The following is a 15,272-nucleotide window of genomic DNA, read 5'->3' as shown; positions in this document are numbered from 1 at the left end:
GACCATATATGAATGTTAAAAAAATAGCCGGTATAGGGTTGCTCATAGCTGGCTCTTTATACGCCAGTGCCCAGCAGGGATATACTGTCAAGGCCACATTGAAGAATAGCGGCGATTCAAAGTTTATCATCGCATACATGGATGGTAAAGACTTTGTAATTGACAGCAATTACACCACGGAGAATAATACGCTGATTTTTAAAGGGAAGGTAAGCCAGCCAGTGTTATGTCATTTCATCACCCGTAACCCGGCATTAAATATTAAAACAGATCGTGGATATATTCCTTCTCCGGGGTTGGAGTTTTTTCTGTCTAACAACACCATCAGCATTACCGGTGATGCCAATGCCATTTACAAGGCTACCGTAAAGGGCGGAAAAGAAAATGAAGAGTGGGGCAGTATTAAAGGGAAAGAAGCCGCTATTACGGAGAAGAACTGGCAATGGGTACAACAGTCTAACAAAGACACCTCTCTGGCCGCAAAAGCGCGTGAACAACGGGAGCAGCTTGGTACACAACAGGAGAAACTGCAAACCGCTTTTATTCAATCGCATCCCGGCTCACTGGTAAGTATGTATTTTCTGGCGAATATGGTGAACAGCATGGATCTGGCTACACTCGAAGCTACCTATCATCGTTTAGCTGGTACGTATAAAACATCGGAGTATGCAAAAAGGATTGAACAGAAATTAACCGCCAGCAAAGCGACCAGCATCGGTAAACAGGCCATCGCCTTGAATAAAACAGATATCAATGGCCAGCCGGTAAACCTGAAGGCATTACAGGGAAAATATGTACTACTCGATTTCTGGGGCAGCTGGTGCGGCCCTTGTCGCAAGAGCCATCCTCACCTGAAAGAATTGTATAGCAAATACAAGGGTGCCGGATTTGAGATTGTCGGCATTGCACAGGAACAAGGCAACGACGCTGATGCAGTATGGAAAAAAGCGATTGAAGAAGATGGGCTCCCCTGGATTCAGGTGCTTAATAATCATGGCATCGATCAGTTTGATGCGGTAAAAGCCTATGGTATTACTGCCTTTCCTACCAAAATACTTTTGGATAAAGAAGGTAAAATTATAGGGAGATATGTAGGCCAGGAAGCAGAAGGATTAACCGAAAAATTAACAGGAATTTTCAAAAACTAACAGATGAGATATATTATTGCAATTGCCGCGCTGCTCACGACTACGGGCGCTATCGCACAGGGAAAGTATACTATTAAAGGTAAAATCAGCGGACTTGAAAAAGAAACCAAAGTGATGCTCAGCTATCGCATTGGTAAAGTAATCACAGAAGATTCTGCGATTACAAAAAATGGCGCTTTTGAAATAAAAGGCACCGTTGCAGAACCGGTCAATGCCACACTGAAACTGAAGGCACTGGATGATGATGGTATTTTTACCATTGAGAAAATGATAGCGGCAGATAAGCAGGATTTTTTCCTGGAGAAAGGCACTGTTACAGTTAACGGTAACGGTCGTATGAAAACAGCCCTGATTAGCGGTGGTGCGGCGCAAACGGATTACTTGCTGTTAAAGCAGCAACAAAAACCATTCACTGATCAGATGACGCCGTTAACAGAAATAATGACGAAGGCATTTCTGGCGAAAAACAATAAGGTAGTAGATTCTCTCCGAAAAATAGCACAACCGCTGGCAGAAAAAAGCGACGACATTGAGCTGGCATTTATCAAAGACCATCCGGCATCTTTTGTATCCTGGCATATGGTGAAAGAGCGTAGTAGCATTATCAATCCTGCCACGTTTGAACCGCTCTTTAATGGTCTGGATCAGCGCTTTCGCAATTCAGCGAAAGGAAAGGAGTTAGCCGCAAAACTGGATATTGCTAAAAGAACGGCTATCGGACAATCCGCGTTGCCATTTACACAAATGGATACCACCGGACAGGCTATTTCATTAGCATCATTGAAAGGTAAGTATGTACTGGTAGATTTCTGGGCTAGCTGGTGCGGTCCCTGCAGAGCAGAAAATCCTCATGTACGCGATGCCTACGCACAATATCATAACAAGAATTTTGAGATTATCGCCATTTCACTCGATGATAAAAAAGCGCCCTGGATCAAAGCTATTAATGATGATCAGTTACCATGGTTGCACGTGAGTGACCTGAAAGGCTGGAGTAATGAAGTAGCAAAAGCTTACGGCATCACAGCGGTACCACAGAATTTTTTATTGGACCCTAATGGGGTGATTATCGCAAAAAATCTGCGTGGCGATAAATTAGCGGCGAAGCTGGCAGAAGTGTTGAAGTAAATGCTGAAGTAAAAAATGAAGAATAAAAAAAGTGGGTAGTACCTCCAGGTACTACCCACTTTTTTTATGCGAAGACATTACATCACAGGTGTTTTCCCGCCATCTACCGCGGTGCTGGTGCCCGTAATATAGGCGGCGGCAGGCGAGGCCAGGAATGCGGCCAGCGCGGCTATTTCACGGGCTTCTCCGAAGCGTTGCATCGGAATTTCTTTCAGCCACTCAGCAGCCACTACTTCCGGCGATACGTTTCTGGCGGCTGCACTGCTGCGGAATAAGCCTTCCAGTCGCGCGGTACTGGTAGATCCAGGCAATACATTATTTACCGTAATGCCATGTGGCGCCAGCTCCGTAGCCAGGGTTTTAGACCAGGCCGCAACGGCCCAGCGGGTAGTATTAGATACGCCGAGATTTTTGAGTGGCGTTTTTACAGAAGTAGAAATGATATTGATAATGCGTCCAAAGCCTGCGGCGATCATACCCGGTACCAGGGCTTGTGCCAGCGCCTGATTGCAAAGCAGGTGTTGCGAAAAAGCATCGGTGAAGGCAGTAGCATCTGCAGATAAAATAGGACCGGAGGCGGGGCCGCCGGTATTGTTGATCAGGATATGTACGGGACCCTGCGCTGCTATAGCTGCTGCTACTGCAGTGACTTGCGCTACTTCTGAAAAGTCGGCCACTATATACCGGTGTTGCTGTCCCTGGCTGGTACTCAGCGTGGGGAGCACGCTTTTCAGGCGGTCTTCATTCCTGGCCAGTAAAATGCAGGTGGCGCCCAATAATGCCAGTTCTTCTGCTGTAGCTAATCCTATTCCCTGTGAGCTGCCACATACCAGGGCTGTTTTTCCATTCAGTGAGAGGTCCATTGGATTTGTTTTGGTTACAATATAGGCAAAAGCAGAAAGCTAAAAGCAGAAAGCAAAAAGCTATTAAAGCGGATGACCAAAGCGGAGAAGTAATTTAAATACTCGCTTTGGTCATCCGCTTTAATAGCTTTTTGCTTTTAGCTTTCCGCTCTTTCTTACACCCGCACGTAAATTTTACGTTTATCTAAAATGTATCCTACCAGCCAGCAGGTGAGCATGAAGGCCAGTGAAAATAGCAGCGATCCAAATTTGCCAGGAGACATCGGTTGGAAAATAGTATCGTTGATCCACTTGTACAAGCTGTCGCCGCCTACATGTGCCGTCCAGAATATGATGGCGAGGATTTCCGACAGCAGGTAAAGGAACAACGGGTTCTTTCCGAATACCGTGAAAAATCCGGTGCCTTTGGTAAAGCCAGCGATATCAATGATGAATATAAGCAGTGATAAAAGGAACAGGTCTATACTGATGGTGAGCAGTACATAAGAGCTGGTCCACAGTTTTTTGTTGATAGGGAATAGGGTATTCCAGGCATAGGCCAATGCAAACAGTACAATACCTATCATGACCATGCGCATCAGGCCTTGTTTGGTTCTGCCTTGTTGCTGTATAAACAAACCGGTATAGTAACCGGCTACTACATTTACTACTGCGGGAATGGTACTCAGTATGCCTTCCGGATCAAATGCAATGCCTTCGCCGTGGTACATATGACCTTCACCCAGCACCAGTTTATCGAGGAAGATGCCGGCGTTGCCGGTCATGCTATATTGATCACCAGGAGTGCCGCAATACCATAAGATAGCCCAGTAGCCCAGCAAAAACAGGGCACTAACACCCCATACCACTTTTTTAGAGCAGTAATGAATTAACAGGGAAGCAATGCCATAACAGAGGGCGATACGTTGTAATACGCCCAGTACGCGGGTTTCGCTAAATGGTTTGAAGGACCAACCGTGGTCGGTTTGTTCAAAAAACGGGAACCAGTACATCAGGTAGCCCAATAGGAAAATAATCAGGGTGCGCTTGAAAATCTTTCCGAGCACCGCTGAATTTCCCAGTTGTTCATATTTTCTCATGCTGAAGCTCATGGCGTTGCCTACAGCAAAAAGAAACGAAGGAAATACAAGGTCGGTGGGCGTCCATCCATGCCAGGCGGCATGATCGAGTGGCCAATATGTTCCACCTGTACCGCCTGTGTTCACTATGATCATGAAACAAACGGTCATGCCGCGGAATACGTCCAGCGGTAAAAAGCGTTGAGAGCTTTGTGTCATTTCCCTTTAATTATTGGTTGATAAGATGGTAAGGAATGAAAAGTGCGTTGTGCGACTACAATATATACATCTAAAAATCAAAATCCAAATATGAAATATCGAAGAAAGATGTATGAGGGCGCACAAATCCCGGCAAGAGATCTTAAAATTGATTATTTTTAGATACCCCTTAATCCTTGCCCCTATGCTCAACAAATTAATGGCAGTATGCGGGATAGCCCTCCTGATAACTGCCTGTAAACAAGCCCCTTCAGATACCTGGCCCATCGAAAAAGCACAGCGTTGGTATGCCGCCAAAGGGTGGCTTCGTGGCTGTAATTTTATTCCCAGCACCGCGGTGAACCAGCTGGAAATGTGGCAGGCCGCCACTTTTGATTCCACTACTATCGACCGCGAGCTGGGATATGCCGAAGGCATTGGCCTCAATTCCATGCGGGTATACCTGCATCACGTCCCCTGGGTGGAAGATGCGCCGGGTTTTAAGCAGCGTATGGCTACTTATCTGGCGATTGCGACCCGCCACCACCTCTCTACGGCGTTCGTGTTTTTTGACGACTGCTGGAACAATGTATATGCAGGTGGTCCGCAACCACCGCCTATCCCGGGCGTACATAACTCGCGCTGGGTGCAGGACCCTGGTATCGCCATCTTTGATCATCCTATGTTGAAGGATACTTTAGAGAGATATGTAAAAGACATACTCCAAACCTTTGGTAAAGATCCACGGGTATTGTTTTGGGACCTCTACAATGAGCCTGGCAGCTTTGGAGCCGGCAACAGGAGTATGTCCCTGCTGGAGGACGTGTTTCGCTGGAGCCGGGCGGTAAAGCCTTCACAACCTTTAACCGTGGGCATCTGGAACCCGGATTTAAAGGAGCTGAGTGAATATGAGGAAGCGCATTCCGACATCATTACCTATCACAACTATCTGCCGCCTGATATGCACCAGCAGGATATTCAACAGTTGCGCCCATTCAATCGCCCGTTGCTTTGCACGGAATACATGGCTCGTACGTTGGGAAGCCGTTTCGATAATATAATGCCTTTGCTGAAGCAGGAGAATATTGGCGCCTATAGCTGGGGACTGGTGGCGGGTAAAACCAATACCATGTATGCACAGGGGATGCCGGTGCAGGATGGAAGTGAGCCCGCGCTTTGGTACCATGATATTTTCCGGAAAGATGGAACGCCTTATAATGTGGCGGAGATAAAACTAATACGGGCGTTAACGGAGTAATCCGCTTTCGGACCGCGGCTATCGCGGTCCGAAAGCGATAAAATTTTATTTGGAGAAGCCCCGGCCAAAAACTTCATGTACTTCGTGTATCACGAAAAATGCTTCGGGATCGGTTTCCTGTACCAATGATTTCAGGCGCATCAGCTCTTGTTTGCCGATGATGACATATAGTACTTCCTTGGGAGATTTCGTATAAGCGCCGTGTCCATGCAGTATGGTGGCGCCGCGGTTCATGTCGCCGGTAATTTTTTGTGCAATGGCTTCGGTATGATTGGTGATGATGGTGACGGCACGTTTGGTATTCAAACCGTCTACTATATAATCTACTGTTCTGGCGCCAATGTATACCGCAATAAAGGTATACATGGTTTTTTCTACACCAATGATAAAGGAAGATGCCAGTATGACTACGATATCTAAAATGAGCATCGCCTTGCCCAGACTCCAGCCAAGGTACTTATTGAACAGGCGGGCTATAATGGCAGAACCGCCGGTGGTGCCACCGGAGAGGAACACCAGTCCGATGCCTATACCTACCAATAACCCTGCAAAGATAGCTGCCAGCAAGGGGTTGTCGGTAACTGGTATAATCGGTTTTTCCGTCAGGTAGAGAAACAGGGAACAGAAGAAAATACCTGGGAAGGTGTATAACATAGAACGTTTATCCAGCAACTTATAACCGGCGATAATAAGGATGGCATTAATAATCAGGTTGGTGATACCTGGCGACCAGCCCCAGTAGTAATAGGTTACAATGGTAATACCAATGACGCCCCCTTCGGATAATTTGTTGGGGATAGCCAGATAGTTGATGCCCACCGCGAAGATGAACGCACCCGCTATGATGAGTAATATATTTTTCACAAGCTCTTTCATGGCGCAAAAATACGCTTTTGTCTTAGTCCCCATCACAGCTAACCCTACGGTGAAAGAAAAATAACAAAAAAGTCTTTCAATAATTTGGAATTAATAAAACCCCATGGTATATTTGTCTACCAATTCAGTAGACTATTATTGTCTGCCACGATAAGGGGGAAGCAATCGGCAAAACGCTTCCGGCATCCTTTGATCCACCAGCAATGTGTTGCAGCCATCATTATTGAAAACGTGTAAATTAAAATACACTATGACCCGGCACATGCTAACTAGTGGAATGCGTTCCCACACGCATCAATTCGTGGAGAATATCACCTGTTCCCGTTACATCCAAACGGCTGCGTGTTGTAGCTGTTGATGAAAAAATCTTGCGTTCTGTAAGCTGTAAATAGAGTGCCTGGTGTGGCGTGCGGGGACGGTATATTGCAAAAATTTATTGGTGGTAAATTATCCGCAACATACTTACCCGCATCCTCCTGGCATTTATAACCAACATCTTCATCGTTACCTTACTCAATGATAATATGAAAACAATGCTATTAACTTTTACCAACCATTACAATATATAATATAATGGTTACGTATACACGTTTTTAAAGTATGCGCAACGAAACAATTGTTGTTACTATCCAATGAAATTAAACGATCGACTTCAGTTCAAAGGGGCGTTGCCTCAAACAATTCTGGTGGGATTTGTTGGTGACTGCCCCGAACAACTGAAGCATTCAAACACATTCATCGCCACTTGCCAACCATTACATAAAACATTATCCGGAAGTGGTGACATACATATAACGTGTACGACTATACATTTTTCGGAAAGCCTGATTGAATAAAAGGAGCCACTTGTTTCCAGGTAAGGTCCCCAGTGCCAGCAAGTCCCGACAACCGTCGGGACTTCTATTTTATATAAAGGGTACGGTCATTATTATATACCCGCACCCACCATCGCGCCATCATATACCCACACGGCGTTTCCCATCTCCCCAAAAAAATATTTTCAATATCCGTATGGAAAATATTTCAGCTGCACATCTAATTAAAAAACAAATTACCATGGACGCAACTAAAATCCCGGGGAATGAATTCCTCGACATTCTCTTCGATGGAAGGAATAAAGATTATGGAGCGTATGAGCTCCGCAGCCGCTACGATAAACGTGTTCGTAACGCCATAGTAGGTACTGCTTCTATTGTGTTGGTAATGATTGGCGGTTATGTGTTGAACAACACATTAATGGCTGCTGAAAATGCGCATCGGCCTGCGTTTGTAGCGAAACCAGCGGTGATACAAACAATTGATATTCCGGAAGAAAAAAAGATTATCACGCCACCACCGGCTGCGCAAAGTGCTCCTCCGCCACTGGCTGCAGGTATTAGAGCAACAACACCTATAATAGTGGATAGAGATGTGCCGCCAGATGAAGCGCCTCCAAGAAATGCTGACATGGTGGATAAAGTGATCGGCATTAAAACAACAGTTGGAGTAGAAGGTGGCTCGGATGTAGATCTGGGACCTGGTGAGTTAGGTGGAGGCGGAGTTGTAGTATCCGCTGCGGCTGCCCCTGACGCRAATGGTCCGGTTGCTTTCGTTGAAATTATGCCGGAATTTCCTGGTGGCGAACCTGCCCTCGGAAAGTATCTCAATAAAAATGTGAGATACCCGCATATGGCTCAGGAGAACGAAATACAAGGCACCGTTTTCATTCAGTTTGTAGTGAACCGTGATGGTAGTATTACAGATGTAAAAACTGTAGGCGCGGCAAAAGGTGGTGGCCTCGAAGAAGAAGCTAAACGTGTGGTGAGCAACATGCCTAAGTGGAGGCCTGGCCGTCAGAACGGACAAAACGTGGCCGTATTCTTTAATCTCCCTATCCGGTTCGTACTGGGACAATAGTTAGATCAGCATCATTAATTGTTTCACCCATCAAATTCGTCTGTCCTGTTTATCCGGCCTACATCCATTTAACCGACCATTTAACCTGCGCATTCTAATCCTGATACCAGTCCCGGCCCACATAAGGTGGCCGGGATTGCCTTTTTTAAGTGGTTTTATTTGATAATATTCAAACTTTCTGTATATATGTCAAACAAAAATCAAAAAATTTAAAAATTACCGCAATAATTATTAATTTAACGGCCGCTTAGTCTTCTTCTTTAGCACTATAAACGGATAATTAGTATGGAAGCGCCGGTAAATAACTCGCTGCAACAGTTTAAGAACCTCGTTGGTACCAAGTTCCAGCTGTATAATAGCCTCTTCACCTCATTACCTTTCCATCGCGTGGAAAAAACAGGCGTGTTCCTGTCGCTTTTCCTGCTGCATTGTGAGGAAGGTTATGCCAAAGGCAACAGCCCGCAGGAAATCATGGACTCCTTTTTTAAACAGTATACCACTTATACAGAGGAGAAACAGCGAACGGACCTGCTATTCCGATTTGTGCAATATGCAGAAAGACAAGTAGTATTATTTGATGCCCTCGAAGATGCCGCCTTCCGCAATATCCGCGACCTGCAAGGTGCCGGCACCCTCCGCCACCTGCAATCGGAAGTAATCCAGGAGCAGGCGCAGGAACAGCTGAAGGAAAAACTGAAAGACTTTTCCGTACGGCTGGTAYTCACCGCACACCCCACCCAGTTCTATCCCGGCGAAGTATTAGGTATTATTAATGACCTGTCTAAAGCGCTGATCGATGAAAATACCAGCCAGGTAAATATGTACCTGCAACAGCTGGGTAAAACACCTTTCTTCAAAAAAGAGAAACCCACCCCGTATGATGAAGCCATCAGCCTGGTGTGGTTCCTGGAAAATATATTCTATCAATCCGCCGGCCGCATCCTGTCGTCCATCCGGGCGCAGTTCCCCGGCGCTATCAGCAGCGATAATTCCCTTATCCGCATGGGCTTCTGGCCTGGCGGCGACCGGGACGGCAACCCTTTCGTAAATGCGCCTACTACCCTGGAAGTGGCCGCAGCCCTGCGTTCTTCTATAATGAAATGTTACTTCCGGGAAGTACGGAACCTGCGCCGCCGCCTCACCTTCAAAGGCGTAGAAAACGTAGTGGCTGCACTGGAACAAAAACTATCCCGCAATCTTTTTATCCCCGGCCATAAAGCAGATATCAGCCGCAAAGAAATCCTGGACACGTTGTCGGATATACGTAGTACGATCCTCGCCGAACATAACGGCCTGTTCGTTCACCTGGTAGACAACCTGATCAGCAAAGTAGAAATCTTCGGATTATTCTTTGCCTCCCTCGATATCCGCCAGGACAGCTCTATACACGAAGCGGTACTGGAGGCTGTGGCTGCACAAACCAAGGCATTACCAGACAACTATACTTCCCTGAACGATGAGGAGAAAATTGCGGCGTTACTCAATATCTCCGCGGCAATAGATCCTGCATCGCTGGAAAACTCCCTGCACCAGGACACCCTGCAAACCATTGCCGGCATCAAACAAATACAAGCCGCCAACGGAGAAGAAGGATGTAACCGTTATATTATCAGTCACAGCACCAGCGTGCTGAATGTGATGGAAGTATATGGTATGTTCCTGCTGAGTGGATGGCAGAAGGAAGAAATGACAGTAGATATTGTGCCGCTCTTCGAAACCATCGAAGACTTGCGTCATGCAGGCCAGGTGATGAAGTTGCTATATGAAAATAAAGACTACCGCGAACACCTGCGTCGTCGCCAGTGTAAACAAACCATTATGCTTGGTTTCTCCGATGGCACTAAAGATGGTGGTTACCTGATGGCCAACTGGAGCATCTATAAAGCTAAAGAAGAGCTGACCAAAATATCCAAAGAGTACGGCATCAGCGTGGTGTTTTTTGATGGCAGGGGAGGTCCTCCGGCACGTGGTGGCGGAAAAACGCACCAGTTCTACGCTTCCATGGGTAGAAATATTGCCAATCAGGAAATTCAGCAAACCATTCAGGGGCAAACGATCAGCTCTAACTTTGGTACCATTGATGCCGCGCAGTTCAACATGGAGCAACTGATTCACGCAGGTATCAGCAATGAATTATTTTCTTCCCGCGATGTAACGCTGACTAAATCAGAAGAAGATTTATTGCAGCTGCTGGCTGATGGAGGATATCAATCTTACAAAAAATTAAAAACACATCCGCATTTCCTGGCCTACCTGGATCATGCCAGCCCGCTGCGCTACTATGCGGAAGCAAATATCGGCAGCCGCCCCAGTAAACGTAATGCCTCTGCTAAACTCAATCTCAACGACCTGAGAGCAGTGCCATACGTAGGTGCCTGGAGCCAGCTGAAACAGAACGTACCCGGATATTATGGCGTGGGCAGTGCGTTGCAGCAACTGGATAAACAAGGTAAATGGGAAGAAGTAGCGGCTTTGTATAAACATTCGCTGTTTTTCCGCACGCTGCTGGATAACTGTGAAATGGCGATGAAGAAAAGCTATTTCCCGTTGACCGCCTATCTGGCCAAACATCCGCAGTATGGGGAAGTATGGCAGATGATCTACAACGAATTTGAACTTACCCGTAAATACCTGTTGCTGCTGACCAACGAAGCAGAACTGATGGGTGGTAGTCCGATAGACCTGTTGTCGATACAGATGCGGGAGCGGATTGTGCTGCCGTTGCTGACTACGCAACAATATGCACTGACCCGTATCCGGGAACTGGATTCACATCCGGACAACGGGCATGGCAGGGAAACCTACGAAAAGCTGATTATGCGTTGTTCGTTCGGTATTATCAACGCGGGCAGAAACTCTGCATAATGCGTTACATAGACATCATGGAGATAAAAATAAACAGTGAGCCTTTGGAGATATCCAAAGGCTCACGCATTTTATATGAGCAATTGCTCTGTGATACAATCGTCACAAAAAATAGGCTGACTGCAATATTTCGTAATTCTTCCCTACTTTTACACCTCCTTAAGTAACTTCTCTATATATGGCAAACAGCTTATATGACTTTGGAATGATTGGCCTCGGCGTAATGGGTAGAAACCTGTTGCTGAATATGGCTGATCATGGCTTTTCCGTTATCGGCTTTGATAAAGACGCTGCCAAGAACAGCGCACTGGAATCAGCCGCTACGCCCGGTACAACTGTTAAAGGCGTAGCAGAACTGGCTACGATGGTACAGTTGCTGGAACGTCCACGCAAACTGATGATGCTGGTACCGGCGGGTCAACCGGTAGATGACGTGATTGCTTCTCTGTTGCCGCTGCTGGAGCAGGGCGATGTAGTAATAGATGGTGGTAACTCCCACTATACCGACACTTTACGCCGCGTGCAGGAACTTCGTCCGAAAGGTATCCATTTTATGGGTATGGGCGTTTCCGGTGGTGAGCAGGGCGCCCGTACAGGCCCCAGCATCATGCCCGGAGGCGACCTGGATGCATATGCCAAGGTAAAACCTATGCTGGAAGCCATTGCGGCCAAAGTAAAGGAAGTGCCTTGCGTAGCTTATCTCGGTAAAGAAGGCGCCGGCCACTACGTAAAAATGGTACACAATGGTATTGAATATGCCATCATGCAATTGATCAGTGAAAGTTATGCGTTACTGCAAAAGGGCGCAGGACTGAACAATGATCAGTTACACGAAGTGTTCAAAAGCTGGAACCAGGGCGCATTACAGTCTTTCCTCGTAGAAATAACAGCAGATATTTTCCTGCAGAACGATGATAAAACTGACCAACGTCTCATAGATGTGATTTCCGATAAAGCAGGTTCTAAAGGTACCGGCAAATGGACTTCACAGGATGCGATGGAACTCCCTGTGGCAGTACCTGTAATTGATACCGCAGTTGCCATGCGCACGCTCTCTGCTTATAAAGAGCAACGTTTGCAGGCGGAAGCACTGTACAAAGCACCGGAAAATACCCTGCACGTACCTGCTGACATGTGGATCAAACAAGTGCATGATGCCTTGTATTTCGCTACCATCCTGAGCTATGCACAAGGATTGGCCATGTTGCGTGAAGCATCTGCGGATCTGAAAATGGAAATTCCATTACCAGAAGTAGTGAAAGTATGGAGAGGCGGATGTATTATCCGTTCCACCCTCCTGGAAGTATTTACACAAGCTTATCAGAAAAACGCTGACCTGGGCAATATCCTGCTGGATGAAGGCGTAGCTTACCTGGTACAGTCAGTAGAAAGTAACACCCGCGCTGTAGTAGCACAAGCTGCTGCTGCTGGTGTACCTGTTGCTGGCTTTATGTCTGCATTGTCTTATTTCGATGCATTCCGTACCGGTCGCATGCCAACTAACCTGATACAGGCACAACGCGATTATTTTGGTGCGCATACTTATCAGCGCATTGACATGCCTGGCACTTTTCACACAGAGTGGCAGCAACACTAAAAAATGTTCATCTTCAATTAAAATTATGCAGATCCATAAACGCCCACCTGCTTCCATCCTCTTTATTTTCGGAGGCAGTGGCGATTTAAACTACCGGAAGCTAACGCCTGCGTTATATAACCTGTTTTTAGATGACTGGATGCCCGAGCAGTTTGCGATTGCAGGCCTGGGCCGCAGCCCTTACACCAACGAAGATTATAACAAACACCTGTTGGAAGGGATCAGTAAGTTTTCCCGTCGGAAGGGTGAGCAGAATGGCCACTGGAAAGATTTCAGCGACCATGTTTCTTACCTGCAGATGGATGCCGAAGATCCGGCTGCTTATAGCAAAATCACTGATTTTGTAACACAGAAAGAAGCAGAGTGGGGCGTTCATCCTACCGTTATTTTTTACCTGGCAGTTGCACCGCAGCTGGTTCCTAATATCGCTACCCGTTTGGGTGAGCTGAACCTCTGCTCCGATAAACATTGTACCCGTATTGTGGTGGAAAAACCATTTGGTCATGACCTGCAAAGCGCACATGAACTGAATGAACTGCTGGCGAAGAAATTTACGGAAGAACAGATTTATCGTATCGATCACTATCTCGGTAAAGAAACTATTCAGAATATTTTGGCATTCCGTTTTGCCAACGCATTATTTGAACCAGTTTGGAACCGAAACTACATCGATAACATCCAGATTACTGCTGCGGAAAGCGTGGGACTGGAAGGTCGTGGCGGCTATTATGAAAGAGCAGGCGCCCTGCGTGATATGGTGCAGAACCATATCCTGCAGATCATGTGCATCCTCGCCATGGAAGCTCCCGTATCTTTCGATGCCAACGAAGTGCGTAACAAAAAAGTGGATGTATTGAACGCTATCCGTCGCATTACACCTGACAAGGTGCATGAACACGCGGTACGTGGCCAGTACTCCGCCGGCTGGATGAAAGGCGCCCAGGTAGTAGGTTATCGCCAGGAAAAGGGAGTAGATCCCAAATCCAATATCGATACCTATGCAGCTGTGAAATTTTATATCGATAACTGGCGCTGGCAAGGTGTTCCGATCTACGTACGTACCGGAAAATACCTGCACCAGAAAGCAACGAATATCATTATCACCTTCAAGGAGGCACCTCCTTATTCCTTCCCGATGGAAGCTGCACAAACATGGCGCCCCAACAGGCTCACCATCAGCATTCAGCCGGAAATGGATATCAGGATTCGCTTCCAGGCTAAACGCCCCGGTCAAACCATGACACTGGACCCGGTAGATATGACCTTCAACTACGACGCAGCCAACGGCGAACATGCACCGGAAGCATATGAAACATTGCTGCTGGATGTAATGGAAGGTGATGCTACCCTGTTTATGCGTGGCGACCAGGTAGATGCCGCCTGGAAAGTAATCATGCCTATCCTGGAAACATGGGAAAACCGCACACCGCAGGACTTCCCGAACTATGCACCGGATTCATGGGGCCCCGATGATGCAGATGCACTCGTAGCCCGTGATGGTCATACCTGGATTAATTTACCGACTAAATAAAAATTACGAATTACGAATTACGAATGACGGATTTGTGTGGAGATTGTAGCAATAATATTCGCGTTTACTATCTACCCACAAATCCGTCATTCGTAATTTGTAATTCGTAATTCCATTCTTCTTATGGAACTACATATCGCCAAAGATCCTGCACAACTGAGTGAAAACGTAGCTGCATGGATCAGCAACTACATCCTCGAAGTATTACAAACACAGGAGCGTTTTACTTTCGTATTATCCGGAGGCAATACGCCCAAACAATTATATAGCCTGCTGGCAAAAGCACCCTATAACATGGTGATTCCATGGGAGAAAATTCATTTTTTCTGGGGAGATGAAAGAGATGTACCGTTTGAAGATGAACGGAACAATGCCCGCATGGCTTATCTCGAATTACTGGATAAAGTAGGGGTAAATCCGGAAAATATCCACGTAATGCGCACCGATATCGGTCCTGAAGCATCCGCTGCCGAATATGAAAAAATACTGAAATCATATTTTGGGAAAGAAGAAACCACCTTTGATCTTGTATTATTAGGTATGGGAGATGATGGACATACCCTGTCCCTGTTTCCCGGTACGGCCGTAGTACACGAGCAAAAGGCCTGGGTAAAGGCATTCTTCCTGGAAGCCCAGAATATGTATCGCATTACTTTAACAGCTCCAGTAGTCAACAAGGCTGCCTGTGTATTATTTCTCACCACCGGCGCTAACAAAGCTATCACGCTGAAAAACGTTATTGAAGGCACCTTTGACGCCGAACAATTCCCTTCCCAGCTGATCAGACCAGAAGATGGTGAATTACACTGGTTTGTGGATGAAGCTGCAGCCGGCGCGATGGAAATATAATTATT

11 protein-coding genes are annotated in these 15,272 nt (G+C 46.5%); 8 read left to right on the top strand and 3 right to left on the bottom strand.

Features of this window, described 5'->3' with window-relative positions; genetic code table 11:
* Positions 1-8: 8 nt before the first annotated feature.
* Complete coding sequence (locus AC1DFM_RS06885) at positions 9-1,148, top strand: redoxin family protein (protein WP_477075961.1); 1,140 nt, start codon at positions 9-11, stop codon at positions 1,146-1,148.
* A 3-nt stretch (positions 1,149-1,151) separates the two neighbouring features.
* Positions 1,152-2,276: a redoxin domain-containing protein gene (locus AC1DFM_RS06880; RefSeq protein ID WP_477075960.1), complete on the top strand. Its 1,125-nt coding sequence runs from the start codon at positions 1,152-1,154 to the stop codon at positions 2,274-2,276.
* A gap of 77 nt (positions 2,277-2,353) precedes the next feature.
* Here the strand turns inward: AC1DFM_RS06880 and AC1DFM_RS06875 are convergent, their stop codons facing one another.
* Both AC1DFM_RS06875 and AC1DFM_RS06870 read right to left on the bottom strand, forming a co-directional pair.
* Entirely contained in the window at positions 2,354-3,139 is a 786-nt protein-coding gene (locus AC1DFM_RS06875; RefSeq protein ID WP_477075959.1) for an SDR family oxidoreductase, read from the bottom strand.
* Positions 3,140-3,294: 155 nt separating this feature from the next.
* On the bottom strand, positions 3,295-4,416 hold the full coding sequence (locus AC1DFM_RS06870) for an acyltransferase family protein (protein ID WP_477075958.1): 1,122 nt from the start codon (positions 4,414-4,416) through the stop codon (positions 3,295-3,297).
* A gap of 184 nt (positions 4,417-4,600) precedes the next feature.
* On the opposite strand from AC1DFM_RS06870, the gene AC1DFM_RS06865 reads away from it, so the two are divergent.
* Positions 4,601-5,653: a cellulase family glycosylhydrolase gene (locus AC1DFM_RS06865; protein WP_477075957.1), complete on the top strand. Its 1,053-nt coding sequence runs from the start codon at positions 4,601-4,603 to the stop codon at positions 5,651-5,653.
* A gap of 45 nt (positions 5,654-5,698) precedes the next feature.
* Here AC1DFM_RS06865 and AC1DFM_RS06860 read toward each other — a convergent pair whose 3' ends face one another.
* Positions 5,699-6,529 carry a YitT family protein gene (locus AC1DFM_RS06860; RefSeq protein ID WP_477075956.1) on the bottom strand — a complete coding sequence of 277 codons (831 nt, stop codon included), beginning with the start codon at positions 6,527-6,529 and terminating at the stop codon, positions 5,699-5,701.
* 1,056 nt (positions 6,530-7,585) lie between these two features.
* On the opposite strand from AC1DFM_RS06860, the gene AC1DFM_RS06855 reads away from it, so the two are divergent.
* The 5 genes from AC1DFM_RS06855 to pgl all read left to right on the top strand — a co-directional run bounded on the left by AC1DFM_RS06855 (position 7,586) and on the right by pgl (position 15,267).
* Complete coding sequence (locus AC1DFM_RS06855; protein ID WP_477075955.1) at positions 7,586-8,425, top strand: energy transducer TonB; 840 nt, start codon at positions 7,586-7,588, stop codon at positions 8,423-8,425.
* Between the two features lie 285 nt (positions 8,426-8,710).
* Complete coding sequence (locus AC1DFM_RS06850; protein ID WP_477075954.1) at positions 8,711-11,290, top strand: phosphoenolpyruvate carboxylase; 2,580 nt, start codon at positions 8,711-8,713, stop codon at positions 11,288-11,290.
* Between the two features lie 178 nt (positions 11,291-11,468).
* On the top strand, positions 11,469-12,887 hold the full coding sequence (gene gndA, locus AC1DFM_RS06845) for an NADP-dependent phosphogluconate dehydrogenase (RefSeq protein ID WP_477075953.1): 1,419 nt from the start codon (positions 11,469-11,471) through the stop codon (positions 12,885-12,887).
* A gap of 25 nt (positions 12,888-12,912) precedes the next feature.
* Positions 12,913-14,418, top strand: coding sequence for a glucose-6-phosphate dehydrogenase (zwf, locus tag AC1DFM_RS06840; RefSeq protein WP_477075952.1), 1,506 nt, complete (start codon positions 12,913-12,915; stop codon positions 14,416-14,418).
* A 123-nt stretch (positions 14,419-14,541) separates the two neighbouring features.
* Positions 14,542-15,267 carry a 6-phosphogluconolactonase gene (gene pgl, locus AC1DFM_RS06835; protein ID WP_477075951.1) on the top strand — a complete coding sequence of 242 codons (726 nt, stop codon included), beginning with the start codon at positions 14,542-14,544 and terminating at the stop codon, positions 15,265-15,267.
* Positions 15,268-15,272: the final 5 nt, after the last annotated feature.

The sequence above is a fragment of the Chitinophaga sp. 05T412 genome (genome assembly GCF_056396465.1).
Note: the sequence above shows the minus strand (reverse complement) of the source record. Positions and strands in the feature narration are given on the sequence as shown.